This window comes from Azospirillum sp. TSO5, from assembly GCF_003116065.1.
GTDB lineage: Bacteria > Pseudomonadota > Alphaproteobacteria > Azospirillales > Azospirillaceae > Azospirillum.
On record NZ_LGQY01000046.1, the window covers coordinates 25,883 to 51,898 of the forward strand.

24 protein-coding genes and 1 pseudogene are annotated in these 26,016 nt (G+C 69.0%); 10 read left to right on the top strand and 15 right to left on the bottom strand.

What is annotated here, in order from left to right:
- Nucleotides 1–6 precede the first annotated feature (6 nt).
- The 13 genes from TSO5_RS13880 to TSO5_RS13940 form a co-directional block, all read right to left on the bottom strand.
- The gene (locus tag TSO5_RS13880; protein ID WP_109152136.1) at nt 7–867 is read right to left on the bottom strand and encodes a branched-chain amino acid ABC transporter permease; all 861 of its coding nucleotides are present in this window, start codon (nt 865–867) and stop codon (nt 7–9) included.
- A gap of 188 nt (nt 868–1,055) precedes the next feature.
- Nucleotides 1,056–2,201, bottom strand: coding sequence for an ABC transporter substrate-binding protein (locus TSO5_RS13885; RefSeq protein ID WP_109152137.1), 1,146 nt, complete (start codon nt 2,199–2,201; stop codon nt 1,056–1,058).
- A 78-nt stretch (nt 2,202–2,279) separates the two neighbouring features.
- The gene (locus TSO5_RS13890) at nt 2,280–3,026 is read right to left on the bottom strand and encodes an enoyl-CoA hydratase/isomerase family protein (protein WP_109152138.1); all 747 of its coding nucleotides are present in this window, start codon (nt 3,024–3,026) and stop codon (nt 2,280–2,282) included.
- Complete coding sequence (locus tag TSO5_RS13895) at nt 3,023–3,409, bottom strand: MaoC/PaaZ C-terminal domain-containing protein (RefSeq protein WP_109152139.1); 387 nt, start codon at nt 3,407–3,409, stop codon at nt 3,023–3,025. The genes TSO5_RS13890 and TSO5_RS13895 overlap by 4 nt, the downstream gene beginning before the upstream one ends.
- Nucleotides 3,410–3,423: 14 nt before the next feature.
- Entirely contained in the window at nt 3,424–3,807 is a 384-nt protein-coding gene (locus tag TSO5_RS13900; protein ID WP_109152140.1) for a hypothetical protein, read from the bottom strand.
- 20 nt (nt 3,808–3,827) lie between these two features.
- The gene (locus TSO5_RS13905; protein ID WP_199230895.1) at nt 3,828–4,238 is read right to left on the bottom strand and encodes a Zn-ribbon domain-containing OB-fold protein; all 411 of its coding nucleotides are present in this window, start codon (nt 4,236–4,238) and stop codon (nt 3,828–3,830) included.
- 1 nt (nt 4,239) lies between these two features.
- Nucleotides 4,240–5,400 carry a thiolase family protein gene (locus tag TSO5_RS13910; protein WP_247870752.1) on the bottom strand — a complete coding sequence of 387 codons (1,161 nt, stop codon included), beginning with the start codon at nt 5,398–5,400 and terminating at the stop codon, nt 4,240–4,242.
- Nucleotides 5,397–6,239 (bottom strand): IclR family transcriptional regulator, encoded by an 843-nt coding sequence (locus tag TSO5_RS13915; protein ID WP_109152141.1) that lies wholly within the window; start codon nt 6,237–6,239, stop codon nt 5,397–5,399. Before TSO5_RS13915 ends, TSO5_RS13910 begins: the two co-directional genes overlap by 4 nt.
- Nucleotides 6,240–6,504: 265 nt before the next feature.
- On the bottom strand, nt 6,505–7,671 hold the full coding sequence (locus TSO5_RS13920) for an iron-containing alcohol dehydrogenase (RefSeq protein ID WP_109152142.1): 1,167 nt from the start codon (nt 7,669–7,671) through the stop codon (nt 6,505–6,507).
- A 27-nt stretch (nt 7,672–7,698) separates the two neighbouring features.
- Entirely contained in the window at nt 7,699–8,421 is a 723-nt protein-coding gene (locus TSO5_RS13925; RefSeq protein ID WP_098736686.1) for an ABC transporter ATP-binding protein, read from the bottom strand.
- A complete protein-coding gene (locus tag TSO5_RS13930) occupies nt 8,414–10,210 on the bottom strand; it encodes a branched-chain amino acid ABC transporter ATP-binding protein/permease (RefSeq protein ID WP_109152143.1) in 1,797 nt (598 codons plus the stop codon). Before TSO5_RS13930 ends, TSO5_RS13925 begins: the two co-directional genes overlap by 8 nt.
- Before the next feature lie 10 nt (nt 10,211–10,220).
- The gene (locus TSO5_RS13935; RefSeq protein ID WP_109152144.1) at nt 10,221–11,105 is read right to left on the bottom strand and encodes a branched-chain amino acid ABC transporter permease; all 885 of its coding nucleotides are present in this window, start codon (nt 11,103–11,105) and stop codon (nt 10,221–10,223) included.
- A gap of 62 nt (nt 11,106–11,167) precedes the next feature.
- The gene (locus TSO5_RS13940) at nt 11,168–12,379 is read right to left on the bottom strand and encodes an ABC transporter substrate-binding protein (RefSeq protein WP_109152145.1); all 1,212 of its coding nucleotides are present in this window, start codon (nt 12,377–12,379) and stop codon (nt 11,168–11,170) included.
- A 367-nt stretch (nt 12,380–12,746) separates the two neighbouring features.
- On the opposite strand from TSO5_RS13940, the gene TSO5_RS13945 reads away from it, so the two are divergent.
- The 8 genes from TSO5_RS13945 to TSO5_RS13980 all read left to right on the top strand — a co-directional run bounded on the left by TSO5_RS13945 (nt 12,747) and on the right by TSO5_RS13980 (nt 21,764).
- Nucleotides 12,747–13,745 carry a thiamine pyrophosphate-dependent dehydrogenase E1 component subunit alpha gene (locus TSO5_RS13945; RefSeq protein ID WP_109152146.1) on the top strand — a complete coding sequence of 333 codons (999 nt, stop codon included), beginning with the start codon at nt 12,747–12,749 and terminating at the stop codon, nt 13,743–13,745.
- A gap of 6 nt (nt 13,746–13,751) precedes the next feature.
- A complete protein-coding gene (locus tag TSO5_RS13950) occupies nt 13,752–14,726 on the top strand; it encodes an alpha-ketoacid dehydrogenase subunit beta (protein WP_098736691.1) in 975 nt (324 codons plus the stop codon).
- Between the two features lie 25 nt (nt 14,727–14,751).
- Nucleotides 14,752–15,555 (top strand): enoyl-CoA hydratase-related protein, encoded by an 804-nt coding sequence (locus tag TSO5_RS13955; RefSeq protein ID WP_109152147.1) that lies wholly within the window; start codon nt 14,752–14,754, stop codon nt 15,553–15,555.
- 3 nt (nt 15,556–15,558) lie between these two features.
- Nucleotides 15,559–16,842 carry a dihydrolipoamide acetyltransferase family protein gene (locus tag TSO5_RS13960; RefSeq protein ID WP_109152148.1) on the top strand — a complete coding sequence of 428 codons (1,284 nt, stop codon included), beginning with the start codon at nt 15,559–15,561 and terminating at the stop codon, nt 16,840–16,842.
- A gap of 33 nt (nt 16,843–16,875) precedes the next feature.
- Nucleotides 16,876–18,048, top strand: a complete 1,173-nt coding sequence (locus TSO5_RS13965) for an acyl-CoA dehydrogenase family protein (protein ID WP_098736694.1) — start codon at nt 16,876–16,878, stop codon at nt 18,046–18,048.
- Between the two features lie 67 nt (nt 18,049–18,115).
- Entirely contained in the window at nt 18,116–19,645 is a 1,530-nt protein-coding gene (locus TSO5_RS13970; RefSeq protein ID WP_109152149.1) for an AMP-binding protein, read from the top strand.
- Entirely contained in the window at nt 19,642–21,039 is a 1,398-nt protein-coding gene (locus TSO5_RS13975) for an MmgE/PrpD family protein (RefSeq protein ID WP_247870753.1), read from the top strand. The genes TSO5_RS13970 and TSO5_RS13975 overlap by 4 nt, the downstream gene beginning before the upstream one ends.
- A gap of 71 nt (nt 21,040–21,110) precedes the next feature.
- Nucleotides 21,111–21,764, top strand: coding sequence for a TetR/AcrR family transcriptional regulator (locus TSO5_RS13980; protein WP_247870754.1), 654 nt, complete (start codon nt 21,111–21,113; stop codon nt 21,762–21,764).
- A 93-nt stretch (nt 21,765–21,857) separates the two neighbouring features.
- On the opposite strand, the pseudogene TSO5_RS33325 reads toward TSO5_RS13980, so the two are convergent.
- Nucleotides 21,858–21,962: pseudogene (locus TSO5_RS33325) on the bottom strand (IS5/IS1182 family transposase); the annotation flags it as partial.
- Nucleotides 21,963–22,024: 62 nt separating this feature from the next.
- Between TSO5_RS33325 and TSO5_RS13985 the strand changes: the two are divergent.
- Together TSO5_RS13985 and TSO5_RS13990 are read left to right on the top strand one after the other, a co-directional pair.
- Nucleotides 22,025–23,398 (top strand): ISKra4 family transposase, encoded by a 1,374-nt coding sequence (locus tag TSO5_RS13985; RefSeq protein WP_109152178.1) that lies wholly within the window; start codon nt 22,025–22,027, stop codon nt 23,396–23,398.
- Nucleotides 23,395–24,312: an ELWxxDGT repeat protein gene (locus TSO5_RS13990; protein WP_109152150.1), complete on the top strand. Its 918-nt coding sequence runs from the start codon at nt 23,395–23,397 to the stop codon at nt 24,310–24,312. Before TSO5_RS13985 ends, TSO5_RS13990 begins: the two co-directional genes overlap by 4 nt.
- Nucleotides 24,313–24,709: 397 nt before the next feature.
- On the opposite strand, the gene glyA is transcribed toward TSO5_RS13990, so the two are convergent.
- Nucleotides 24,710–25,981, bottom strand: coding sequence for a serine hydroxymethyltransferase (gene glyA, locus TSO5_RS13995; protein WP_098736698.1), 1,272 nt, complete (start codon nt 25,979–25,981; stop codon nt 24,710–24,712).
- Nucleotides 25,982–26,016 lie beyond the last annotated feature (35 nt).

Here is a 26,016-nt window from a genome sequence, read left to right on the forward strand (position 1 = left end):
CCTCCTTCACGCCCGCCGGACGATGCCGGACGGCCGGGCCAGCAGGAACCCGAACAGCACGACGAAGACGATGGTGTTTTGCCACTCGGTCGGGATCTGCCACATGCCCAGACTCTGTACGAAGGCCAGCAGGAAGCCGGCGATGACCGCGCCGCGCAGCGAGCCGACCCCGCCGACGATCACCGCGACGAAGGCGACGAAAACGGCGCCGAAGCCCATGTTGGGGTTGAGCCCGTCGCGCAGCAGCACCAGCGATCCGGCCAGAGCCGAGACCGCCGAGCCCAGCGCGAAGACCAGGATGGACAGCCGTGTGGTGTCGATGCCGATGACGGTCGCCATCTCGCGGTTGTCGGCCATGGCGCGGATGGCCTTGCCGTAGCGGCTGGTCCGCAGGAACAGCGCGATGCCGCAGCCGACCAGCAGCGCCGCCAGCACTTGGCCTACCTGCACCGTGGTGAAGAAGGCGTTGCCGACGAAATGGACGTCGTAGGCGACGTCGACCGTCTTGACATCGGTGCCGAAGACGATGCCGATCATGTTCTTGATGACGATGAACAGGCCGAGCGAGGCGACCAGCACGACGAAGGGCGGGCTGCCGCCGATCTCGAAAGGGCGGTAGATGAAGAGATAGCTCGCAACCCCCAGCGCCGCCGTGGCGGCGACACCGAGCCCCACCGCCGCCCAGAAGGGCAGCCCGGCCAGCGCCACCAGCGCCCAGACAACGTAGGCGCCGACCGCGTAGACCGGCCCGTAGGCGAAATGCACGACCCCGGTGGTGCCGAAGATCAACGCAAAGCCCATCGCTAGCAGGGCGAAATGCGCGCCGTTGAACAGGCCGTTAAGGGTCAGTTGAATGAGCAGATCCATGGGATGGGCTCCTGTTGTTCCCTCTCCCGCCCCGGGAGGGGGAGGGGACCCGCGGCTAAGCGGTGGGGAGGGTGAGGGGCTATCGGGCGCGGTACGGACCCCACGCTCTGCTGGCTCCTCACCTTTCCCGCTATCGCGGGCCCCGTCCCTCTCCCGGGGCGGGAGAGGGAGACCTCACGGAACGGCGATCACTCGGCCGACGTGAATTTCACGAATTTCGGCTCGCCGTTCTCCAAGCGGAAGACCGCCACCGGCTTTTGCGCCACGCCGTTCTTGCGGAAGGTCAGCGTCTTGCCGTAGACGCTGTCGAAGGTCGGATTCTCCCACAGCGCCTCCACCAGACGCTCGCCGGTGTAGTAGTCGCCGCCCTTGGCCTTCGACCGCCGGATCAGCTCGGCGATAACGTAGACGCCCTCGTAGTAGTTCGCGGCGTAGAAGTCCGGCATGTCGCCGAATTTCGCCTTGTAGGCTTCGGCGAAGCGCTTGGACCACGGGTTCTCGTCGGTGGCGGCGAAATAGTCTGTGACCACCTCGACGCCCTCGGCGTGCTTGCCGGCGACCTTGGTGTCCTCGGCGGTCCATTCCATGCAGTAGACGGGCTGCTTCATGCCCAGTTCGCGCAGGCGCTTCACCGCCAGACCGGCCTGCGGGGTCGTCGGCCAGTTGGCGATGGCGTCGGGCTGCGAGGCGCGCAGCTTGGCGACCTGGGTGTCGATGTTGGCGGCATCCGCCTGGAACTGCTCGGCGGCGACCATCTTCAGCCCCATCCCCTCCCACGCCTTGGTGGTGGCGGCGATGGTGGCGTCGCCGAACTCCGACTTGATGGCGATCTGGGCGAGCTTCTTGGCGCCCTGCTCCGCCGCGCGGTGGGCGATGCCGCCGGCCAGATCCGACGCCATCGAGCGGATGTTGAACATGTAGGGCGAGGTGCCGACCGTCTGGGCGCTGACCCCGCCGCCGTTCAGCATCAGGATCTTCTTCTGGTCGCCGATCGGCATGGTGGCGAGCGTCACCGTGGAGAAGGACGGCAGCACCGCCTTCACCCCCTCGACGTCGATCAGCCGGTTCATCCCGGCGACGGCGGCCTGGGCGCTGCCGCTCTTGTGGTCCTCGATGACCAGTTGCAGCTTGGTGCCGTCGATGCCGCCCTTGGCGTTGATCTCGTCCACCGCGAGCTGCGCGCCGCCGCTCATCACCTTGCCGTAATGGGGCGAGGCGCCGGTCATCGCGAAGATGCCGCCGATCTTGTAGACCTCCGGGTCGGCAGCCAAGGCGCTGCCGGCGGCAAAGACGCTGCCCAGCAGCAAGGCGGCGAACACGCTGTTTTTCGACATCGCTCCCTCCCAGGAATGGATTGTTGGGGGTGACGCGGTCCCGTTGGCGGGACTCGTTGTCGTTTCGAGGCCCGCGCCTCAGCGGGCGAAGGACAGATCGGCCAGAAGCCGCCGGACGGACGGGGCCGCGTGGTTCTCGACCAGCAGCGGGGCCAGCCGCCGGGTCTTCTCCGCCATCGACGGGCGGTCCTCCATCCGCAGGATGCGGCGGCCGATGACGAGCGCGTCGATCCGCTCGCGGTAATGGGTCAGCCGGGCCTCGGCCGCCCCGGCGAACCCCTCGTCGGGCAGGATTTCGGTCAGGAAGCCGAAGCCGTACGCCTCGGCCGCCGTCAGCATCCGGCCGCCCGCCAGGATCTGGAAGGCCAGCGCCGCCGGCAGCCGCTCGGTCAGCGCGGCGTGGACGAAGGCCGGGTAGAGGCCGAAGCGCATCTCCGGGAAGCCGAACTGCACCCCGCCGGCGCCCAGCACCAGATCGCTGAGGCACGCCACGATGCAGCCCGCCCCCAGCGTCCGGCCATGCACCAGGCTGACGACCGGCACCGCCGACCCGTACAGCGCCTGCATCGCAGCCCGCAGCGCCTCCTCCTGCGCGGCGAAGGCGGCGGCCCCACGCCCCATCTCGGCGACGTCGCCGCCGGCGCAGAAGCCGCGCGGACCGGCGCCGTCGATCGCCACGAGGGCGGCCCCGGCATCCTGCGCGCCGTCGATGGCGGCGGCCAGCGCCCGCAGCATCGCGGTGTCGAGCGCGTTGATCTTCTCCGGCCGGTTCAGGGTCACCCGGCGCAGGTCGCCGTCGTCGCGGACGAGCAGACTGTCCGTCATGGCGCCCCCCTCCCCTCCGCCGGATGCGCCAAGCGACCGGAAATCACAGTCTCCCCGTGCTGGTTGGCGATCCAAACGTCGTAGCCGTCGCCATCCGCCCGCCGCCGCCCGCCCGCCGTCACCACGTCGTCCTCGCGTACCGGGCGCAGGAAGCGGATGTCGAGAGTCGTGTCGGACACCGCCGCCTCGCCCAGGCTGATCCGCACCGACTGCCACAGCAAGTTCACCGACAGCAGGCCGTGAGCGATGATGCCCTTCATCGGCGTCTTCGCCGCGAAATCGGGGTCGAGATGGATCGGGTTGAAATCATCGGTCAGCTCGGCGTAGAGCCGGATCGCCGCGCGGTCGATGCGCTTGGAGACCGGAGACAGCGTATCCGTCATGGCTACATCCCTCCTCATGCCGCCCACAGCACGGTCATCCGGCCGCGGAAGCAGGGCGTGCCGTCCTCTCCCACCGTCTCGGTGTCGAAATGGACCCAGCGGCGGTCGCGCTTCACCTCCTTGCCAATACAGGCGATGGTGGTGGTCAGCCGCTCGCCCAAGGCGGGCCGGCGCATCATCTCGTAGCGCTGCGAGCCGTGGACGTTGCCCGGCGGGCGCGGCGCCACCAGATCGGAGTAGGCCCGCATCGACGCCACCGCGATCATCCCGGCGGGCATCCGCCCGTCCGTCGCGTCGTCGGGGTACAGGCTGGTCCAGCGCCGCATCAGCGCGTCGGACAGGTGAAGCTCCTGGGCGCCGAAGGCGGCGCCCACGGGAAGCGTGTCGAACACGTACATGGATGTCCCTCCAGAAGGGTTCACTCCAGCGGCCGGACCTGCGGCAAGGCGCCGCCGCCGGCCAGCGGCTCGAAGACGACGCGGACCCGCAGACCGATGCGGAGCTCCGCGGGCGGGCAATCGCGCAGGTTCGCCATCAGGCGGAAGCCTTCGTCGAGATCGACCAGCGCGATGACGTAGGGCACGTCGTCCTTGAAGGCCGGGGTCGGCGCCCGGTGGACGGTGGTGTGGCTGTGGATGGCGCCGACCCCCGCGGAGCGCTCCTCCACCGGATCGGCGGCCCGGCATTCGGTGCAGAAAGGACGCGCCGGGAACTGGACATGGCCGCAGGCGGCGCAGCGCTGGTAGGTCAGCACCCCGCGCGCGCAGGCGTCCCAGAAGGAGCGGGTGTCGGCGGTGACCAGCGGCGCGGGCTTCATGACGGCGGTCATCTCAGGCCCTCCCCAGGATCAGCGAGCAATGCGCCGACAGGATGCCGCCGTCGCCGTGGACGAAGGCGGTTCGCGCCCCGGCCACCTGCCGGCCGTCGGCCTCCCCGCGCAGTTGCCGCACCGCCTCGACGATGTGGAACATGCCCCCGGCGGCGCCGGAATGCGCGTAGGACAGCAGGCCGCCATGGGTGTTGCAGGGTAGGATCCCGTCCAGTTCCAACGCGCCGCCGAGGATCGCCGGACCGGCCTCCCCCTTCGGGAAGAAGCCGATGGATTCCAGCTCGGCCAGCAGGGTGATGGTGAAGCTGTCGTAAATCTCGGCGACGTCGATGTCGGCGGGCGTCAGCCCGGCCATGGCGAAGGCCTGCGCCGCCGATTGCCGACAGCCGAAATCGGTCAGCGACGGCATGGCGAAGGTGTGCTCGTGCGTGTTCATCTGCCCGTAGCCGAGGATCGACACGGGCCGGCCGGTGTGGTCGTCGGCGGAATCGGCGGCGCTAACCACGATGGCGGCCCCGCCGTCCGACACCAGACAGCAGTCGAACAGCCGCAGCGGGTCGGCGATCATGCGGGCGGACAGCGCCTGCTCCATGGTCAGCGGGTCGCGGGCCTGCGCCTTGGGATGGCGGCGGGCGTGGCCGCGCTGGGTCACGGCGATGGCGGCGAGCTGCTCGGCGAAGACATCGGGAGCGACGCCGCGCTCGTGCATGCAGCGGCGGGCCACCAGCGCGTAGGCCGCCGGAATCGACAGGCCGTAGGGTCGCTCGAACTGCGGGTGCCCCACCTCGGCCAGCGCCGCGACGGCCCCGCCCCGGCCCATGCCGCTCAGGCGGTTGTCGGCGCAGACCGCCAGCACGTTGCGGCAGATCCCCGCCCGCACCAGGGCGGCGGCCTGCATCACCAGCGCGCAGGCGGTCGCCCCGCCGGCCTGGACGGCGGCGCTGTAGGAGGGCGTGATGCCGAAATATTCGTTGAAGACCGACGAGAGCATCAGATGCGGCTCGGCCAGCGAATAGGCGCAGAGCACGCCGTCCACCTCGTCCGCCCGCAGGCCCGCGTCGGCCAGCGCCGCCGTCGCGGCCTCGGCGTGGAGCGCCATGCAGCTCGTCCCGTCCAACCGGCCGACGGCGGTGTCGGCGACCCCGGAAACGACCGGCGTCATCGCGTGCTCTCCCGATGGTGAGGAAGGGGGCGGAACGGGCCGGCCAGTTGCCGGCTGATCCGCCGCGTGGTGTCGCGCAGGTCGGCGGCCATCGCCGCGACCCGCTCGTCGGAGAATTGCGCGGTCAGCCCGACCGCCGACAGCGCCAGGAACGGCGTGCCCTCGGCATCGAGCACCGGGCTGGACACGGTCGTCACGCCGCGCGCGAAGCCGTCGCGGTCCACCGCGTAGCCGTCGGCCCGCGCCGCCTCGACCTCTTCCAGGAAATGCTCGAAGGATTGCGGGCTGTCCTGCCGCACCTTGGCGTATTGGCGCCTCATCTCGTCGACGGGGAAACCGGCGTGCGCCGCCATGCAGCGGCCGAGCGCGCCGACCAGCAGCGGCAGGCGGTGGCCAATACGCATGTGGATCTGGATGGTCGAGGTCGCCTCCGCCCGGTCCACCAGCATGACGCGGGCGTTGCTGACGCGCAGCCACGCCGTCATCGGCGTCTGCCACGCGGCGGCGAGCCGCTCCAGCTCCGGGTGGATCAGCCGGGCGTAACCGACCTGATCGAGCGCGCTGCCCGCCAACTCCACCAGCCCGGCGCCCAGCCGGTAGGCCTTGCCGGCCTCCTCGAAATGGACGACGCGCTCGGCGACCAGGGTCTTGAGGATGTTGAAGCAGGTGCTGGGGTTCAGCCCCAGCGCCCGGGCGGTCTGGATGCTCGACACCGCGCCGTCCTGGGACGCCAGATAACGCAGGATCGCCAAGGCGCTGACCACCGCGCCGACCGGCTTGCCGATGTTGAGCGCCGCGATGTCCCTATCCTTGTCCTGATCCTGATGATCGGCGAGCATGGCGCGCTCTCCATTCTCTATTGAGAATTTCATTCTGTATTAAGATTGTGCCTCCGATCTTATTGTTGGTCAAAACAATCGTTCGCTGCGAGGACTGCTTGATACGCATACCCCCATAGTCATTTCGCAGAGCTGGGAGCCGAGGGGCCCGAAACAAGCAGTCCTCAAGCGGACCTCGGAAACGACGAATGGCCCTGCCGGGAGGCAGGGCCATTCGCTCCGTGACGGCGGTGGCGCGGTCCGGTTCAGGACGGACCGGCTCCCCTCACCAGGCCAGCTCCAGAATGTCGCGGATGTCGGCCTCCCCGGTGATCGGGCGCGGGTTGCTGCGGACCATCATGTTTTGCATGGCCCCGGCCGCGATGGCGGCGAAGTGGTCGCGCGTCACGCCCACCTCGCGCAGGCTGCCCGGCTGCCCCAGGTCGCGGACGAGACCGGCGACCGCCGCCGCGGCGTCCCCATCCTCGCGCCCCAGCGCGCGGGCCACCAGCGCCTGACGGTCGGCGTTCACCTCCCGGTTCCAGCGCAGCACGCTCGGCAGCATGACGCAGGAGCAATGACCGTGCGGCACGTTGGCGACCGCGCCGAGCTGGTGACCGATGCCGTGGCTGGCGCCCCACTCCACCCGGCCAAGCCCGTTCGAGGCCAGCCAGACGCCGAGCTGGCTCTCCAGCCGGGCGTCGAGGTCGTCCGGCTCGGCCTGGTTGACGCGCAGGGAACGCGCCAGCATGCCCAACCCGTGCAAGCAGGTCGCGTCGGTGAAGGGCTGCGGCTTGCGGGAGCACACCGTCTCCACCGCGTGGTCGACGGCGCGGATGCCGGTGGACAGCCACAGCCGGTCGGGCGTGTGAACGGTCACGGCGGGGTCGAGGATGACCACCTGCCCACCGATGTGGCGCCCGGTGTAGAGATCCTTCACCTGGCGCGTCACGTCGGTGGCGCCGCCGAGGTTGGAGAACTCGGCCCCCGACAGGGTGGTCGGCACGATGATCTGGCGCAGCGGCGGGTCCTTCACCGCCGGGACGATGCGAGTGCCGTCCTCCGCCACGCGGATGCGCACGGCGTCGAAGCCGGCCTCGTCGGCGATGCCCTCGGCCAGCGCCACCAGCGTCACCTTCACCGTGTCCATCGGGGTGCCGCCACCGACCGTGACGATCAGGTCCGGCTGCAGCCGCCGCACCTCCCCGGCCAGGGCGAGGACGGAGGCGCGCGGCACATGCTCGACGCAGGAATCGAACACGCCGATGCAGCGGTCGCCCAGCGCCTCGCGGATGGCGGAGACGACGCCGGTCGAGCGGCTCAGCGTCCGGCTCGCCACGATCAGCAGACGGCTCTTGCCCAGCCGCCCGGCGGTCTCCGCCACGGCCTCGGCCGCCGGGCGACCATAAATGACACGATCCTGCGCCAGGAACTCATAGACACCCGATTGCATGCCGTTTCCCTCCCAGTTTCTACGATGCTACCCGCCCAGATAGGCCGCCGACAGCGTTGGATCGGCGGCGAGATCGGCCGCCTCACCGCTGCGCACCACCTGCCCGCGCCGCAACACGCAGCCGGCGTGGGCGACGCGCAGCGCGATGGCCGCCACCTGTTCGCACAGAAGGATGGTGGTGCGGCGCTCGCGGCAGACGGATTCGATGAAGCCGAAGATCTGCTGCACGATGACCGGCGCCAGCCCCAGCGACGGCTCGTCGAGCAGCAGGTAGCGCGGCTCGTGGATCAGCGCCGCCGACAGGATGACCATCTGCTGCTGCCCGCCCGACAGCATGCCGGCCGGCGTGTCGCGCCGCGCCGTCAGCATCGGGAACTGGTCGTAGACCCGGTCGGCGACCGCCTTGAAGCTGCCGCCCCGGTTGCGGAAATCCCAGGCGACCCGCAGATTTTCCTCGACCGACATGCGGTGGAACAGCCGGCGTCCCTCCAGCGCGTGGGACAGGCCGCGCCGCGCCCGCTCGTGCGGGGACAGCCGGGTGATGTCCTCGCCGTCGAGCCGGATGCTGCCCGCCGCCACCGGGGCCAGCCCGGAGATCGCCTTCATCAGCGAGGATTTGCCGGCCCCGTTGGCGCCCAGGATGGCGGTGATGGTCCCCGGCTCGGCCCGCAGCGAGACGCCGCGCACCGCCTGGACCGGGCCGTAGCGGACCTCCAGCCCCTGGATGTCGAGGCCCGTGTTCTCAGGCATGGACGGTCTCCCCCGGATGGGTTTCGGTGCCGAGATAGGCGGCGACCACGGCCGGGTCGCGGTACATGCCGGCCATGGCGCCCTGGTAGATGACCCGCCCGCTGTCCAGCACGACGACGCGGTCGACCAGTTCGTTGAGGAAGTCCATGTGATGCTCGATCAGGATGACGCCGACGCCCTGGTCCTTCAGATGGCGGACCAGACCGCCCAGCTTGTGCAGCTCGCCTTCCGAAAGGCCGGCGGCGGGCTCGTCGAGCATGACGAGGCGCGGGTTCGCCAGGATGACGCGCGACAGTTCCGTCATGCGCTGGTCGCCGTAGGGCAGGTCGCGCACGGGCGTGTCGGCGAGGTGCGACAGGCCGGCCATCGCCAGGATCGCCTCGGCCCGGCCCAGCATTTCGGCGTCCTCACGCAGCGCGCCCGGCAGGTTCAGCGACGCCGCCAGCGGATTCTGCCGGTAGAGCCGGTGCCCGCCGAGCAGGACATTCTCCCGCACCGTGAAGGACGGCACCAGACGCGGGTCCTGGAAGGTGCGCAGCACGCCGCGCCGCGCCACCGCGTGGTCGGGCAGGCCGGTGAGGATTCCGCCATCGAACGACACCTTGCCGTCGGTCGGGCGGTAGATGCCGCTGATGATGTTGACCAGCGTGCTCTTGCCCGAGCCGTTCGGCCCGACGAGGCCGAGGATCTCGCCGGCCCCCAGCGTCACCGACGCGTTGTCCAGCGCGCGCAGGCCCAGGAAGCTGATGGACACGCCCTCGGCGCTCAGCAGCGGCCCGGTTCCGGCCGCGGCGCGGTGAGCCGGCGGCGGCGGCGGCAGCGCCTCCACGTCCTTGGAGAAGCGTGGGCGCGGCAGCAGCAGCCCGGCCAGCCCGCGCGGCAGCAGCACGAAGGACAGCAGCAGGATCAGGCCGTAGACCATGAACTGGTACTCGGCGAAGACCTGGAGCTTTTCCGGCAGGTAGGTGAAGACGACGGCGCCCAGGATCGGGCCGGTCAGCGTGCCCAGCCCCCCGACCACCGCCATGACCAGCGCCTCGACGGACCGGTGCAGGCCGAAGGTCTCCGGCCCGAGATAGCCGACGAGATGCGCGTAGAAACCGCCCGCGAGCCCGGCCAGCGCCGCGCTCAGCGTGTAGGCGTTGCGTTTGGTCGCGGCACGGGCGACGCCGATGCTGCCGGCGGCGACCTCGCTGACGTGGATGGCGAAGAAGGCGCGGCCGTAGGGGCTGGTGATGAAGTTGCGCAGCAGCCACACCACCGCGGCGACCACCGCCAGCATGATCTGGAAATAGGCGACCGGGTCGATCCGCCAGCCGAACAGGCTCAGCGTGCGGAGCGAGGGCGACGCCACGCCGCTGAGGCCCACGACGCCGCCGGTCACCGAGGTCCACTCACGCACCACCTCGTAGAAGATCATGCCGAAGCCGAGCGTCATCATGGCGAGGTAGAACTCGCGGACCCGGCCGGCGGCGAAGGACAGCAGCCAGCCGCCGGCCCCGCCCATCGCCGCCCCGGCGACCAGCGCCAGCGGCAGGGGAAGCCCCAGGTTCTTCATCAGCAGGGCCGACCCGTAGGCGCCGATGCCGAGAAAGCCCGCGTGCCCCAGCGAGATCTGCCCGGCGACGCCGGTCAGCACGTTGATGCTCTGGGCCAGCAGGATGTTGACCAGAAGAAAGGACCAGATCTGCACGGTGGAGCCGCTGGCGAATTCCGCCGCGACGCCGAGCGCCACGAGGAGAGCCGCGACCACCGGAGTCCGGGTGAGAAACGTGAGGGAGTTCCGCATCGCTGGCGCCTTACACCTTCGTAAATTCCTTGCGGCCGAACAGGCCCTGCGGGCGGATGGCGAGGATCACCATCAGAATGGCGAATGCCATGCCATGTTCGGCCGCGGTGGAAACGTAGCCGCCGACCAGCTTCTCGATGACGCCGAGCGAAATGCCGCCGACCAGCGCGCCGGCCGTGTTGCCCATGCCGCCGAACACCGCCGCGACGAAGCCCAGCACCATCAGGTTGAAGCCGAAACCGGGATCGACGGTGCCGGTGATCTGGGCGACCATCACCCCGGCGATGCCGGCGAGCACGCCGCTGGCGACGAAGGACAGCACGATCACCCGGCGCACCGGGATGCCCGCCAGCGCCGCCGCGTCGGCGTCGTGCGACACCGCCCGCACCGCGCGGCCCCAGGCCGACCGGCGCAGGAACAGCTCCATCGCCACCATCAGGGTCAGCGACAGGCCGAGCACGGCGAGATACTGGGAAGACACCTGGACGCCGGCCAGATCGACGAAATCCATGCTGTCGAAGACCAGCGACGGAAAGGCGATGGCCTGTGACCCGAAGACGGTCGACACGAAGCCCTGGAGGAAGATCCCCAGCCCCAGCGTCGAGACCACCCAGCCCATGCTGTCACCGGCCTTGAGCAGCGGGCGGATGGCGATCCGCTCCGCCACGATCATCAGCCCGCCGGCCAGCAGCACGCCGAGCAGGACCGCCAACGCGATCGGCATTCCCGCGCCCAGCAGCGCCACCGTGGCGACCGAGGCGGTCATCAGCAGCGATCCCTGGCCGAAATTCAGCGTGCGCGTGGTCCAGAAGGTCAGCGACAGTCCCATCGCGATGAGCGCGTAGACCGCGCCGACGCAGAACCCTGAGAAGATGAGTTGCAGCACGAAATGCATGGCGTCGTCCTTGTCCTGCGCGCCCTTGAAAAGCCCTCTCCCCTGACGGGAGAGGGGCTTTCTCAATCCTTGACGATCTTCAGCGCGATCTTGTCGGCCACCTTGGCATACTCGAAGATCGCAACGTCCTCCGGCGCGATGGCATGGTGCTTGATGGCCGAGAAGGAATAGGTCGCGTTCACCCCGCGCAGGCCCTGGATGCCCTCGATGGCCGTCGCGATGGCCTTGGGGTCGGTCGAGTTGGCGCGCTTGATGCCCTCGAACAGCACGTCGGCGGCGTCGTAGGCGTTGCTGACCGACAGCGACATGAAGATCTGCGGGCGCTGCGGGTCGTTGCCCCACCAGCGGTCGGTGCCGTATTTCGCCTTGTAGGCGTCGGCGAAGCCCTGCGCCGCCGGGTTCAGCGTGTCCTCGCCGAAGACGTAGACCATCGAGCCGCGCGTGCCGACCACCAGATCGCCGGCCGCCTCCTGGTAGGGGATCGACAGGGCGCCGTTCGACGCCACCAGCGGCACGTTGTAGTTCAGCCGCGCCATGGTGCGGCGGATCACCGCCAGATCGGCGCCCAGCCCGACGCAGACCACCACGTCGGCCCCGGCCCGTTGCAGGCGGGCGACCTGGGCCGTCATGTCCTGGGTGCGTTGGTTGTAGGTCTCCACCGCGACGGGGGCGGCGCTGCCGGCCGCTTTCAGCTCCTTGCCGATCATGTCGGCGCCGGACACGCCGTAGGCGGTGCTTTCGTGGACCAGCCCCGGCTTCTTGAAATTCTTGGCGACGTATCGGCCGAGCACCATCGACTCGACGTCGTTCTGGAGCGCGAAGGAGAAGACGTTCGGGCGCGGCTTGCCGCCGTCGGGGTAGGTGACGGTCGGGGTCTGCGCCACCGGGTTCATGTAGGGGCGCCCGTCAGCGGCGGCCATCTCGATCACCGCCAGGGTCGGACCGCTGCCCGCCGGGCCGATGAAGGCGACCAGATCCTTGTTGTCGAGCAGGCGGCGCATGTTCTGCACCGCGCGGTCGGGCACCAGTTGGTCGTCGAGCAGCATCGCCAGCTCGATCTTCTTTCCGTTGATGCCGCCCTTGGCGTTCCACTTCTCGATGGCGAGTTCGACGCCGCGCCGCCCGCCCTCGCCGTACTCGTTGTAGGGGCCGGTGAGGGCCGAGGTCATGCCGATCTTGATGCTGTCTTGCGCGGCGGCGGAGCCGGCCGACAGGGCGATGGTGGCGGTCAGGGCGGCGGCCCCGATCAGGCCAATGACGGAACGGCGGTGCATGGCGGTCCTTTCCTCCCATGAGCGGCGAGCCGTGCGGGGCACGCCTTACGAAATGAACTATGAGTCATTTTTCATGGAGAATGTATCTTGGGCAAACTGTGGGTGCAACGGCATAATTGAGGAATTTGCATGCACCCCCCTCCCCGCCCTTCCCCACCAATCAGGCGAAAGGGCATTTACAGCTCTGTCGATCAAGTTTTTAGCCAGCCAAGCGCCTCCCTTTCCCCCCCCACCCGGCAGAGGGAGGGTCGGAGGGGGAGCGAGCCCCTTCCCAAAACACTCGCTTGACTGAAATATGAATCATGGTTCATTGTTTGCTCAACAAGCGAAGCATCGTCTCCGCGACAAGACGCGAAGGGAGGCACCCATGCCGTCATCCGCCGCACGCAACGACCGTTTCCCGCCCGACCGGCTACTGGCGCTCCACCGCACCATGCAGCTGATCCGCGCGACCGAGACCACCCTGGCCAAGCTGTTCGCGGACAGCGAAATTCCCGGCTTCATCCATCTCAGCGTCGGCCAGGAAGCGGTGGCCGCCGGGGTGATCGGCGCTTTGGGCCCCCGCGACACCTTCGCCACCACCCATCGCGGCCACGGCCACGTCCTGGCGCGCGGCGTGGCGCTCGACCTCTTCTTCAAGGAGATCATGGGACGGGCCGGCGGCATCTGCGGCGGACGCGGCGGCTCCATGCACGTCGCCGATCTGACGCTCGGCGTGTTGGGCGCCAACGGCATCGTCGGCGCCGGGCTGCCGCTCGCCACCGGCAGCGCGCTGGCCCACCAGACGCGGCGCAGCGGCGGCGTGGCGGTCGCCTTCTTCGGCGACGGCGCCATGGCGGAAGGCGCGCTGCACGAATGCCTGAACATGGCGGCGCTGTGGCGGTTGCCGATGGTCTTCGTCTGCGAAAACAATGGCTGGTCGGAATTCTCGCCGACCTCGCGCCAGTTCGCCGCCACCCTCGACAAGCTCGGCGCCGCCTTCGGCATTCCGCACCGCCAAATCGACGGCAACGACCTCGGCGCCGTCGCCGAGGCCGCGACCGAGGTGGTGGAAGCCGCCCGTACCGGCGGCCCGCGCATCCTGGAATGCATCACCACCCGCTGGCATGGCCATTTCGAGGGCGACCCGCAGCGATACCGCAACGCCGACGAGATCGCCGCCCTGCCGGAGAACGACCCGCTGCGCCGCTCCGCCGAGGCGCTGCTCGCCGCTGGGATCGAAGAAGAGGCGCTGGCCACCCTGGTCGCTTCCGTGGACGCCGACATCGCCACGGCCCTGGAGGCCGCCCGCGCCGACGTCCTGCCCGACTTCGACGCCGCCTTCCGCGACGTCTACACGCCAACCACGCTCACCGCCGGGGCCTGAAGTCTCATGTCGAAGCCGTTGCGCTATGTGAACGCCATCGCCCAGGCCCTGTCCGACGCGATGACGGACGACCCCTCGGTGATGCTCTTCGGCGAGGACGTCGCCGCCGCCGGCGGACCCTTCAAGGCGACCCGCGGCCTGCTGGACACCCACGGTCCCGACCGGGTCCGCGACACGCCGATTTCCGAGGCCTCCATCGTCGGCGCCGCCGTCGGCGCCGCGCTGACCGGCATGAAGCCGGTGGTCGAGATCATGTTCATGGATTTCGTGGCGCTCGCCATGGACGCCGTGGTGAATCAGGCCGCCAAGGCGCGCTTCATGTTCGGCGGGCAATGCAGCGTGCCGATGGTGCTGCGCACGCCGCACGGCGGAGGCTTGAACGCAGGGCCGCAGCATTCGCAATGCCTGGAGGCGTGGTTCGCCCACATCCCCGGCCTGCGCGTGGTCTGCCCGGCGACCGTCGCCGACGCCTACTCACTGCTCCGCGCGTCCATCGAGGCGCCCGACCCGGTGGTGTTCGTCGAGAACAAGGCGCTCTACGCCCTCCAGGGCGACATCGACGTGAACGCCCCGCGCGAGATCGGCAAGGCAAGGATCGACCGGCCAGGGCGCCACGTCACCATCGTCACCTACGGCGCCACCCTCTACGCCGCCCGCGCCGCCGCCGACCGGCTGGCGCAGGACGGCGTCGAGGCGGAGATCATCGATCTGCGCTGGATCCAGCCTTGGGACGAGGAGACCGTCTTCGCCTCGGTCGCCAAGACCCACCGCGTGGTGATCGCGCACGAGGCGGTGCAGGCCTTCGGCGTGGGCGCGGAGATCGCCGCGCGCATCGCGTCGGACCTGTTCGACGAACTGGACGCCCCGGTACTGCGCGTGGGCGCGCCCTTCATGCCCATCCCCTTCGCCAAATCGCTCGAGACGGCCTATCTGCCCGACGCCGACCGGATCGTCGCGGCGGTCAAAGACACGCTCGCCTGACGGACCCACGGGAGGAACCAAGACCATGACCGCTGAAACCACCGCCGGTAACAACGCCATCCTGACGACCCGCGACGGCGCCGTGGGGACCATCACCATCAACCGCCCGGACACGCTCAACGCGTTGAACATCCCGACGCTGCTGGAGCTGGAACGGGCGCTGAGCGGGCTGGAAGCCGACGACGGCGTCCACGTCATCGTCGTGACCGGGGCCGGCGAGCGCGCCTTCGTCGCCGGCGGCGACATCGCCGACCTCGACAGCCGCCAGGGCCTCGCCCATTACCTGGACTTCGCCGAAATCATCCACCGGGTGTTCCGCCGCTTCGAGACCTGCGACAAGCCGACCATCGCCGCCGTCAACGGCTGGGCGCTGGGCGGCGGGACCGAGCTGCTGCTGTCGCTCGACGTCCGCATCGCCGCCGAGACCGCCAAGTTCGGCCTGCCCGAGATCAACCTCGGCCTGTTCCCCGGCGCCGGCGGCACCCAGCGCATCCTGCGCCAGATCCCGTCCTGCCGGGCGCGCGAACTGGTCTTCACCGGCGACCAGTTCACCGCCGCCGAGGCGGTGGCCTGGGGCCTGATCAACCGCACCGTGCCCAAGGCCGATCTGATGGCGGAAGCGATGGCGACCGCCAACAAGATCGCCGCCAAGTCGCCGCTGATCCTCAAGATGATCAAGCGCACGCTCCGCCATGGCGCGGAGATGCCGCTGGGCGCCGCGCTGGCCTACGAGCAGGCGATGATCGGCCTCGTGCTCGACACCAAGGATTCGCACGAGGGGTGCAAGGCCTTCCTGGAGAAGCGCAAGGCCGCCTTCACGGGGTGCTGACCGATGGTCCGTGATCTGGTGATGCCCAAACTGGGGCTGACGATGACTGAGGGGGTACTTGCCGAATGGCGAGTGCTGCCGGGCCAGCCCTTCAAGACCGGCGACGTGCTGGTCGTGGTCGAGACCGACAAGATCGCCTCGGAGGTCGAGGCCGACAGTGACGGCGTGCTGATCGAAACCACCATCCCCGCCGGCGAGACGGTGGCAGTCGGCACCCTCATCGCCCGCTGGTCTGCGGATGGATCGGGCGTGGCGCCCGCACCGGCGGACGGCACCGCACCGCAGACGGCAGAGACTCCCGCGCCTCCCGCGCCTCCCGCGAAGAGCGGCACCACAGCGGGCACGAGGAGCGGCCCCCCGCCCGCCCCAGTCCGAGACGGCGAACGCGTCCTCTCGACACCGCTGGCACGCCGCCGCGCCCAGGCTCTCGGCGTCGATCTGACAACCGTGACCGGCAGCGGCCCGCGCGGCCGCATCAAGATGGCCGACGTCGAGGCGGCGGCGCAGCGGCAGGCGTCAGCGCCCGCCGCGATGCCGGAACCGGTCCGCAAGCCGGCGGCTGCCCCGATCGCAACACCGGCGGGCGGGCGGTCGAAGCCCAGCGCCACGCAGGCGACCATCGCCCGCCGCCTGACCGCCGCCAAGCGCGATGTGCCGCATTTCTACCTCGCCGCCGAGGCTGAGGTGTCGGAACTGATGGCCCTGCGCGAAAGGCTGAACGCCGACGCCGAACCCGGCCTGCCGCGCGTCTCGATGACCCATCTCGTGCTTGCCGCCGTCGGGCGGGCGCTCGCCGCGACGCCCGACATGGATCGCGTGTGGGACGATGCCACCCCCGGCGGCGAGATCCTCTCGCTCGGCCAGGGCGACATCGGCATGGCGGTTGACACCCCGCGCGGGCTGGTCGCCCCGGTGCTGCGCGGCGGCGCCCATCTGCCGCTCGACCAGCTGGCGCGGGAAGCCGCGGCGCTGACCGAGCGCGCCCGCAACGGACGGCTGACCGGCGAGGACCTCCAAGGCGGCGCCATCACCGTGTCGAACGCCGGCATGCACAACGTCACCTTCATGTCCTCGATCATCAACCCAGGCCAGTCGAGCATCCTCGGCGTCGGCAGCGTGCGCTCCGTGTTCCGCCCCGACGAGTCGGGTGCCCCGGTGTTGAAACGTGAACTCGGCCTCGTGCTGTCGGCGGACCACCGGCTGTTCGACGGCGTCGCCGCACTGGCCTTCCTCAACCGCATCATCGCCGGGCTGGAGCGGCCGTTGCGCCTGCTTCGCGCACCCTGACCCGACGACGCCTGACCTGGAGAAGAGACTCCCATGGATTTCCAGCTTTCCGAAGAACAGCGCCTGATGATCGAGACGGCGTCGCGCGTCGGCACCGAATTCGGCCTCGACTATTGGCGCGAGCAGGACGCGAAGAAGAGCTTTCCCACCGAGGCCTGGATCGCCTTCTGCGAGGCCGGCCTCGGCGGCGTCGCCCTGCCCGAGGAGTATGGCGGCTCGGGGCTGGGCATGCTCGACATGGCCCTGGTGATCGAGGCGCTGTCGGCGGCCGGCGGCGGTTCCACCCTGGCCCAGCTCTTCATGATCAACCCGATCTTCGGCGGCGTGGCGCTGGCGAAGTTCGGCACGAGTGCGCAGAAGGACGCGATGCTGCCCGCCCTAATCCAGGGCAGGATGAACTTCTGCATGGCGCTGACCGAGCCCAACGCCGGCTCCAACAGCCTGGAGATCCGCACCTTCGCCCACGCCGACGGGCAGGGGTGGCGCCTCAAGGGTCAGAAGATCTGGATCACCGCCGTGCCCGACGCCCACAAGATGCTGGTCGTCGCCCGCACCACCCGCCTTGAGGAATCCTCCCGCCGCACCGCCGGCATCAGCCTGTTCCTGATCGACGTGGACCGCGCGGGCCTGGACCATCAGGCCATCGACAAGGTCGGCACCCACACGCTGGCGTCGAGCACCGTCTATTTCGACGACGTGCGGGTCGAGCCGGACGAACTGATCGGCACGCTCGACCAGGGCTGGCACCAGCTGCTCGACGTGCTGAACACCGAGCGGATCGTCACCACCGCCGGTCTGGTTGGCGCCGGCACCCTGGCGATCCGGCTCGGCGTCGACTACGCCAAGGACCGCAAGGTGTTCGGCGACAAGCCGGTGGCGTCCTACCAGGGCGTCCAGTTCCCGCTGGCCCAGGCCCACGCCGAGCTGCAATGCGCCCGGCTGATGAACCTGAAGGCCGCGACGCTGTGCGACCAGGGGCAGCCCTACGGCAGCGAGGCCAACATTGCCAAGCTGATCGCGGCGCAGGCGGCGGGCCAGGCGATCGAACGCTCGATGCAGGCGATGGGCGGCATGGGCTACGCCAAGGAATACCACGTCGAGCGGCTGTGGCGCGACGCAAGGCTGTTCCGCTTCGCCCCGGTGTCGGAAGAGATGGTGCTGAACTTCATCGCCATGCACGATCTCGGCATGCCGAAATCCTATTGAGCGGAAATCTTCCGAACGGAGCTGGCGGACAACGCCGGCCGCTCACGTCCCGAGGGAGGGTGACATCGTGGTGAATCTCAGCGCCTTCATCCGTTTCCACGCGCTGCGCACGCCTGACCGGCTGGCGCTGGTCTACGGCGACCAGCGGATCACCTACGCCGGTTTCCTCGACCGCATCGAACGCATGGCTGGCTTCCTGCACAGGGGCGGCGTGCGCGAGGGCGACGTGGTGGCGGTGCTGATGAAGAACAGTGCGGCCTTCCTGGAGATCGCTTTCGCGGCCAGCCACATCGGCGCGGTGTTCCTGCCGATCAACTACCGGCTGGCCGCCGCCGAGGTGTCCTTCATCACCGGCAACGCCGGCGCCAAGCTGATCTTCGCCGACGCCGAACTGGCGGCGGCGGTGGCCGACGACCCGCGCGCGGTGCTGGTGGACACGGCGGCCCAGTCGGACGGGCGCGTCCTTGCCGGAACCGCCGGCGCCGGCAAGGATGCTCCGGTCCCGCCGATGCGGGTGCGCGGCACGCAGGATCTGTTCCGGCTGATGTACACGTCGGGCACCACCGATCACCCCAAGGGGGTCATGCATTCCTATGAGAACTTCTACTGGAAATGCATGGACCATGTGACGGCGCTGGGGCTGTCGGCGCAGGACCGGCTGCTGGCGGTCGGGCCAATGTACCATGTCGGCGCCTTCGACCTGCCGGGCGTGGCGGTGTTGTGGCAGGGCGGCATGATCTGCGTCCTGCGCGACTTCGACCCCGACGCCGTGCTGGCGGCCATCGAGCGGGAAAAGCTGACCGGCGCATGGTTCGCCCCGGTCATGGTGGGCCGCGTGCTGTCCCATCCGGGCCGCGAGCGCTACGACGTCTCCAGCCTGCGATGGGCGGTCGGCGGCGGCGAGCGTACGCCCGAACAGCGCATCCGCGACTTCACCGGACTGTTCGCCAACGCGCGTTACGTGGACGGCTACGGTCTGACCGAGAGTTGCAGCGGCGACACCCTCATGGAGGCGGGCCGCGAGATCGAGAAGATCGGCTCGACCGGCCGGGCGCTCGCTCATGTCGAGATCGGGATCCGCGACGAATCCGGCACCCCCCTTCCCCCAGGCGAGGCGGGCGAGATCTGCCTGCGCGGTCCGAAGATCACCAAGGGCTACTGGAAGGATCCGGAAAAGACCGCGCGCAGCTTCTTCGGCGACTGGTTCCGCACCGGCGACGTGGGGTATCTGGACACGGACGGATTCCTATTCCTGACCGACCGCAAGAAGGACATGATTATCAGCGGCGGCGAGAACATCGCCTCCTCGGAGATCGAGCGCGTCATCTTTCTGCTACCCCAGGTCGTCGAGGTCGCCGTCATCGCCGTCCCGGACGAGCGCTGGGGCGAGGTTCCCGCCGCCGTGGTGGTCCTAAAAGAGGGCGAAAGCCTGGACGCCGAAGCGCTGGACCGCCACTGCCGCCAGCACCTCGCCGGCTTCAAGCTCCCCAAACGCCTGCTGATCCGCGAGTCCCTGCCGCGCAACCCGTCCGGCAAGGTGCTGAAGCGAGTCCTGCGCGACGAACTGATCCCCACCTTCCAGGAGGACACGCCGTGACCGCTTCCGACGACCCTGCGATCATTCCCCTTGCCTCCGCTATCGCCCGCTTCGTCGCCGATCTGACCCTGGACTCCCTGCCGCCCGACGTGGTGGAGAAGGCGCGGGTCTGCCTGCTAAACGGCTACGGCATCGCGCTCGGCGGGCACGACACGCCCTACGCCCCGGTGGCGCGGGCGGCGGCCCTGGCCCTGCACGGCGAACGCAAGGACGTCGGCGACGACGGCGGCGGCGCCACCATGCTCGGCGATGGGCGCAGGACCGGCGTGCCCGGCGCGGCGCTGGCCGGTTCGGCGCTGTTCCACGGCCGCGCCCAGGAGGACACCTGCGGCGCCGCCCACATCGGCGCCATCCTGATCCCGCTGCTGACCGCCATGGTCGAGGCCGGACAGGGGCCGGTCGAGCGGCTGCTGCCGGCGCTGGTCGCCGGCTACGAGGCGGGCGGCCTGCTGGAGACCGCCTATTCGCCGCTGACCACGCCGGCCGGGTTGCGCGCCTCGCCGCTCTACGGCACGGTCGCGGCGGCCGCCGCGGCGGCGTATCTGTTGGACCTGCCCGAGGACCGCATCGCGGCGGCGCTCGCCAACGCCGCCTCCTTCACCGGCGGCCTCCTGCAATCCTTCGACGACGGCACCGACGAGTGGCGTTATCAGGTCGGCGTCGCCGCCGTGAACGGGCTGACGGCGGCGCAGCTGGCGGCGAACGGCTCGGTGTCCGCCCCGGGCGCGTTCGAGGGGCGGGCCGGCTTCGTCCGCGCCTTCGCCCGCACCGGCTGCGACGTCGCGGCGCTGGCCGCGAAGCTCGGAACAGTCTGGTCGATCCGCCGGGTGACCTTCAAGCCCTACCCGGTCTGCGCCTTCAACCAGACACCGGTCACCGCCGCCCTAGCCTTGCGGGACGAACTGGCGGGACGCGCCGTCCGCGCCGTGACCGTGCGCATGAATCCGTTCGAGACCGGCTACGCCGGGATGGATTCCAAGGGGCCCTTCGCCAGCATCTCCGGCACGCTGATGAGCATCCCCTTCTGCATCGCGCTGACGCTGCTGCGCGGAGTGCCGACCATGCGGACGATGACCCGCTACGACGACGCGGCGGTCAACGCCCTGGTCGCCCGCGTCGACCTGATCGCGGACGAGAGCGTCGCCCGCCTGTGCTGCGCCATCGAGGCGACGCTGGACGACGGCACGGTCCTGACCCGGCGGCAGGACATGACGACCGACGATTTCGCCTTCTCCTGGGACGAGGTCGGCGCGCTGGTCCGCCGCATCGGGGGCGAGACCGGGGTGCCATCCGAGGCCTACGACCGGATCGAAGGCTTCGCCCGTGCCTTGCCCCGCGCGAACATCGGAGATCCCTTGGCGGCCTTCTCCTATTTGCCGCACTCCGCACGCTAGTTTCTCTCGTTAAGCGGGCGGGGAACAGCTAGATCCGGATCAGGAACCAAGAGGTAGGAACGAGGATGGCAATGGCCCGGACGGCGACAGGAAAGAAGACCAGGGTGCAGCGGTCGGAAGAGGTGCGCGATGCGTTGTTCCAGGCCGCAGCCGAAGTGGTCGGCGAATATGGCTACGTCGACGCATCAATCACCCGGATAACCCAGCGGGCCAATCTGGCACAGGGCACATTCTACAACTACTTCGCCTCGCGTCAGGAAATCTTCGACGAGTTGCTGCCGGTGCTCGGCGCCAAGATGCTGGCCCACATCCGCCAGCAGGCCGGCGGCGCCAGAACCTTCCTGGAGAAGGAGGAGCTGTCGTTCCGTGCCTTCTTCTCCTTTCTCAAGCGGATGCCTTATTTCCTGCGCATCCTCAACGAAGCCGAAATCTTTGCGCCCAAGGCGCACCGCCAGCATTTCCGCAACATCACCGCCAGCTACCTGCGCTTCCTGCAGAAGGCCCGCGCCGCCGGCGAGATCGCCGATCTCAGCGACGATTCCCTGGAGCCGCTCATCTACATGCTGGTCGCCACGCGCGGTTATCTTGCCTTGCGTTACACCAACGAGAATGGTGTGGTCAATCTGCCGGAGGAGGCGGTCACAGTCTATCTCCAGCTTCTGTCGAACGGGTTGATTGCGCCAAGTCTCGTGCCCATCAACATTGAGGGCAGAAAAGAGCCTTGATTTCGGGGCGGCCGTGTCCCGCCAGGTGGTGTCCGAGACGTGAGGCCGCCCCGCCGGTGTGCTCTCCATAGCTGTCGCAGGCGGGCCGTCCGTCCTGGCCAGCGCTGACGCGCCCTCCAGATTGGCGCTGCGCCGGGAGAGAGTCGTGTGATCCGGGACTGGCAGTTCCAGGCCGAGCAGACGCATAAGGGAGCCGAGACCGTCGCAAACCTGGGGGGAGAATGGTACGGCGTGTCCGGATGGCCGCGGTCGGGGGCACGATGAAGTGGCGGGTCATGGCTGAGGTCACGGGCGAGGATGGTGCGGTGACGCGTCACGTGATCTCCGAGGGTGAGCGCACCGAAGTCGGTCAGGCGGCGACGCTCGGGCTGAGCTTGGCTGAGGGCAAGGCAACCCTGTCCGGCCTGCAGCGCGTCCTGGTCACCGCCCAGGCCGACACGCACTGTCGCCGCCGTCGCCAGTGCAGCCACTGTGGGGCATTGCGCCCGCTCAAGGACCACCGCACCCGCACATTGGTGTCGCTGTTCGGCACGGTGGAGGTGCGCGCGCCCCGCTTCGGCCCCTGCCACTGTGGTGTGGCCTGCCGGCGCAGCCTGACCCCGGTCGCGGAGATGATGCCCGATCGCTGCACTCCGGAGTACGAACGCGTCCTGGCCGAGATGGGCAGCGCGCTGCCGTACCGGCGGGCGCGGGCGCTGCTGGCCGATCTGCTGCCCTTGGATACGGCTCCGGATGTGGAGACGATCCGCCGGCGCACACTCCAGGTTGGGGCTCGGCTCGAACGGGCGGCGCTGGTTCCGCCGGACGAGGGATCGCCGGCCCCGGCGCGGGCGATCACGCTGGCCATCGACGCGGGGCACGTGAAATCGGTGCGGACCTACCAGATGCGCTCGTTCGAGGTGATGATCGCCCGGGCGGCCAAAGATGAGGGTCAGGAGGTGGTCTTCGGCAGCATGCCGGCCGAGGCTGACCGCCAGGTGAAGCAGCTTCATCACGTCCTGCGCCGTCTGGGAGCGACGGCGAGCACGCCGGTCACCATCCTCAGCGACGGCGCGGAAGGCCCCCGGTCCTTGGCCGGGGCGGCCAGTTGCGGCCCGGTGCGCCACGTCCTCGACTGGTTTCATCTGTCGATGCGGGTCCAGCATGTGGCGCAAGCGGTCAAGGGCTGGACAGCGGCGGAGCCGGCCGCCGCGGAGCGGACGGTGCCCCTGGCCGACGCTGTCTCCCGCGTCCGCTGGCGGCTCTGGCATGGCCAGACCGAGCGGGCGCTGGGCTTGATCGGTGACACCCTGACCGACCTCGACGCCCTGTTGGATACCGCCGACGACCGGCAGGTCCGGAAAGTGGCTACGCTGCTGCGCGCTCTGGAGATCTATGTCGTCGGACAGGCCAACCTGATCATCGACTATGCGGCCGCCCGCGGCCGGGGCGATCCCATCTCCACGGCGACGACCGAAAGCACGGTCCAGCGCCTGCTGCACCGGCGCATGGGCGCCAATCAGCAGATGCGCTGGTCCCCGCGTGGCGCTCACCGCATGCTGAAGGTCCGCACCGCAGTGATGAACGGGACATTCGCCGCGGATCACGCCGCCGCCGAGCCATACGCCGGCCGCCCCTTCCGCCCCGCGGCGTGAAGGCCCCCCAGGTTTGCGACGGTCTCAATGGCCTCACCGATGTAGACGGCGCCCTGTTTTTCGATGCACGGGATGCCGCACATGGTGTCGCTCTCTGGAAAAGCGACGGAACTCCTTCCGGAACCAGGCTTGTCAAGGATTTCATTCCCGGCAGCATCGACCCGGGAGGGCCGTTCGCGCGCGATCCGCGACATTTGACGGCGGTCGGCGACCGACTTTTCCTGACATCGGGGACCGGGGACTTCGAAACATACCTGTGGACGACGGACGGCACTGAAGCCGGCACGATTCCATTGAAGGGCGGCATGGTCACCGACACGCGCGAGGGCTTCGACAACGACCTGGAGGCGATGGGCGGAACGCTCTACTTCAACGCAGGCTTCTCTTTGTGGAGGTCGGATGGCACGGTCGCAGGCACCAGGGAGATCAAGAGCTTCGCACCGATTCCCGGATGGAACCCCAACAGCCTCACCGCGGCTGGCGACACCCTGTTCTTCGCGGCCAATGATGGCCAGCATGGCATGGAACTATGGGCCTCCGACGGAACCGCACAGGGCACCCGTCTGGTCAGGGATGTCAATCCGGGGGCTCCCGGAGCGTCGATCTCCGATATGACGGCGGTGGGCGGGGAACTGTTCTTCAACGCCGACGACGGCCGGGACGGGCGTCAGCTATGGATGAGCGATGGCACCGCCGCTGGTACGCGCATGGTCAAGGACATCGCTTCAGGCCCAGGCTGGACAGCGGCAGGCGATCTCAGTGATGTTGGCGGCCGGCTTGCCTACAGCGCTCTCGATCTTCAACAGAACCGGGTGCTCTTCTCGTTCGATCCGGCTTCCTTGAGTGTCGATCGGATCGGCAGAGCCGATGTCTTGGATGCATCCTACGACCCGAAGGCCATCGTTTCGATTTGAGATGGAGACGGTCGGCACACTGTTCAGCGGAGCCAGCCACGCCCGCATGCGTCGTGACCTTCACGAAAAGGATCCCGGCATCGCGGTGCCTGGACTGGACGATGATCCGCCGGTGGCCGGTTCCGTCGCCGGTACCGGCCGCGTTGGATGCCGTAACAGGCCTTAGCTCAAACTCCGGCTTGGGCAGGCGGCCGTCCCCACAGGGATGGTGTGGCAACGGCGGCCGAGCGGCTCGGCCCCAAGCATCAAGGGGGATAGCCATGCACCACCATGCCGGGATCGATGTCTCGTTGGAACCGAGCGGCGTGTGTGGTTTCACCTCGTCCAAGGCGGTCGGGGGCGCGCTTCGGGCCGACGCCAATTGCAATTGCCGCCGTTTTGCGATGGGCTCCATTCTTCAACGGGCATAGATCGGGAAGGCACGGCAGAGTTCCAGGACGCCTTGGCGGGCGATGGTCTCGGCGGTGCTGTTGTCGTCCGGGTTGCGCGCCAGACCGTCCAGCACGTCGGCGATCAGGGACGCGATGCGGGCAAACTCGGCCGCTTCGAACCCGCGCGTGGTGCCGGCCGGCGTTCCCAGCCGGATGCCGGAGGTGATAGCGGGTTTTTGCAAATCGAAAGGGATGCCGTTCTTGTTGCAGGTGAGATGCGCGCGCTCGAGGCTGGCCTCCGCCGCCTTGCCGGTCACCCCGTGGGAGTGCAGGTCAACAAGGACCAGATGGGTGTCGGTGCCACCGGTGACGAGATCGTAGCCCCGCGCCTTCAGCGTCTCGGCCAGAACCCGCGCGTTGGTCACCACCTGGGCGGCATAGGTCCTGAACTCCGGCATCAACGCTTCGCCGAACGCGACGGCCTTGGCGGCGATGATGTGCATCAGCGGCCCGCCCTGGAGGCCAGGGAACACGGCCGAATTGATCTTCTCCGCCATTGCCTCGTCATTGCACAGGATGATTCCGCCGCGCGGCCCGCGCAGCGTCTTGTGCGTGGTCGACGTCACGACATGAGCGTGCGACAGCGGGTTTGGATGGACGCCGCCGGCGACGAGACCAGCGACATGCGCCATATCCACCATCAGGTAAGCACCGACGCGATCCGCAATGGCCCGGAAGCGGGCAAAGTCGATGACCCGCGGAACGGCTGATCCGCCTGCGATGATCAGCTTTGGACGATGTTCGGTCGCCAGCGCTTCGACCTCAACATAGTCGATCAGGCAATCGTCCCGGCGCACGCCGTAGGACACCGCCTTGAACCATTTTCCCGACAGCGTCGGGCGCGCACCGTGCGTGAGATGGCCGCCGGCCTCCAGCGACATGCCGAGGATGGTGTCGCCCGGCTGGAGGAGCGCCAGCAGCACCGCTCCGTTGGCTTGCGCCCCGGAATGCGGCTGAACGTTGGCGTAGCCGCAGCCGAACAGTTGCTTGACGCGGTCGATTGCCGTCCGTTCGATGGTGTCGGCGTGCTCACAGCCGCCGTAATAGCGGTGGCCGGGATAGCCTTCGGCGTACTTGTTCGTCAGAACCGTTCCCATCGCCTGCATGACCGCCGGCGAGACGATGTTCTCCGAGGCGATCAGCTCAATCTGATCGCGCTGCCGCTTCAGTTCCGCCTGGATCGCTGCGGACACAACCGGGTCGTCCGTGCCAAGGGCACGGTCAAAAAGGCCAGTCATTGTGGAGTCTCCCGAAAGCCGGCAAGCCGGCGGTT

Bases quoted from the DNA above. Each gene is read 5' to 3' on its own strand.
- TSO5_RS13960 (WP_109152148.1), top strand. From the start codon at position 15,559: ATGGTCCGTGATCTGGTGATGCCCAAACTGGGGCTGACGATGACTGAG.
- TSO5_RS13895 (WP_109152139.1), bottom strand. From the start codon at position 3,409: ATGACGGATACGCTGTCTCCGGTCTCCAAGCGCATCGACCGCGCGGCG.
- TSO5_RS13910 (WP_247870752.1), bottom strand. From the start codon at position 5,400: ATGACGCCGGTCGTTTCCGGGGTCGCCGACACCGCCGTCGGCCGGTTG.
- TSO5_RS13905 (WP_199230895.1), bottom strand. From the start codon at position 4,238: ATGACCGCCGTCATGAAGCCCGCGCCGCTGGTCACCGCCGACACCCGC.
- TSO5_RS13980 (WP_247870754.1), top strand. From the start codon at position 21,111: ATGGCCCGGACGGCGACAGGAAAGAAGACCAGGGTGCAGCGGTCGGAA.
- TSO5_RS13945 (WP_109152146.1), top strand. From the start codon at position 12,747: ATGCCGTCATCCGCCGCACGCAACGACCGTTTCCCGCCCGACCGGCTA.
- TSO5_RS13880 (WP_109152136.1), bottom strand. From the start codon at position 867: ATGGATCTGCTCATTCAACTGACCCTTAACGGCCTGTTCAACGGCGCG.
- glyA (WP_098736698.1), bottom strand. From the start codon at position 25,981: ATGACTGGCCTTTTTGACCGTGCCCTTGGCACGGACGACCCGGTTGTG.
- TSO5_RS13930 (WP_109152143.1), bottom strand. From the start codon at position 10,210: ATGCGGAACTCCCTCACGTTTCTCACCCGGACTCCGGTGGTCGCGGCT.
- TSO5_RS13890 (WP_109152138.1), bottom strand. From the start codon at position 3,026: ATGACGGACAGTCTGCTCGTCCGCGACGACGGCGACCTGCGCCGGGTG.
- TSO5_RS13935 (WP_109152144.1), bottom strand. From the start codon at position 11,105: ATGCATTTCGTGCTGCAACTCATCTTCTCAGGGTTCTGCGTCGGCGCG.
- TSO5_RS13900 (WP_109152140.1), bottom strand. From the start codon at position 3,807: ATGTACGTGTTCGACACGCTTCCCGTGGGCGCCGCCTTCGGCGCCCAG.
- TSO5_RS13920 (WP_109152142.1), bottom strand. From the start codon at position 7,671: ATGCAATCGGGTGTCTATGAGTTCCTGGCGCAGGATCGTGTCATTTAT.
- TSO5_RS13925 (WP_098736686.1), bottom strand. From the start codon at position 8,421: ATGCCTGAGAACACGGGCCTCGACATCCAGGGGCTGGAGGTCCGCTAC.
- TSO5_RS13940 (WP_109152145.1), bottom strand. From the start codon at position 12,379: ATGCACCGCCGTTCCGTCATTGGCCTGATCGGGGCCGCCGCCCTGACC.
- TSO5_RS13885 (WP_109152137.1), bottom strand. From the start codon at position 2,201: ATGTCGAAAAACAGCGTGTTCGCCGCCTTGCTGCTGGGCAGCGTCTTT.
- TSO5_RS13950 (WP_098736691.1), top strand. From the start codon at position 13,752: ATGTCGAAGCCGTTGCGCTATGTGAACGCCATCGCCCAGGCCCTGTCC.
- TSO5_RS13965 (WP_098736694.1), top strand. From the start codon at position 16,876: ATGGATTTCCAGCTTTCCGAAGAACAGCGCCTGATGATCGAGACGGCG.
- TSO5_RS13915 (WP_109152141.1), bottom strand. From the start codon at position 6,239: ATGCTCGCCGATCATCAGGATCAGGACAAGGATAGGGACATCGCGGCG.
- TSO5_RS13955 (WP_109152147.1), top strand. From the start codon at position 14,752: ATGACCGCTGAAACCACCGCCGGTAACAACGCCATCCTGACGACCCGC.
- TSO5_RS13985 (WP_109152178.1), top strand. From the start codon at position 22,025: ATGAAGTGGCGGGTCATGGCTGAGGTCACGGGCGAGGATGGTGCGGTG.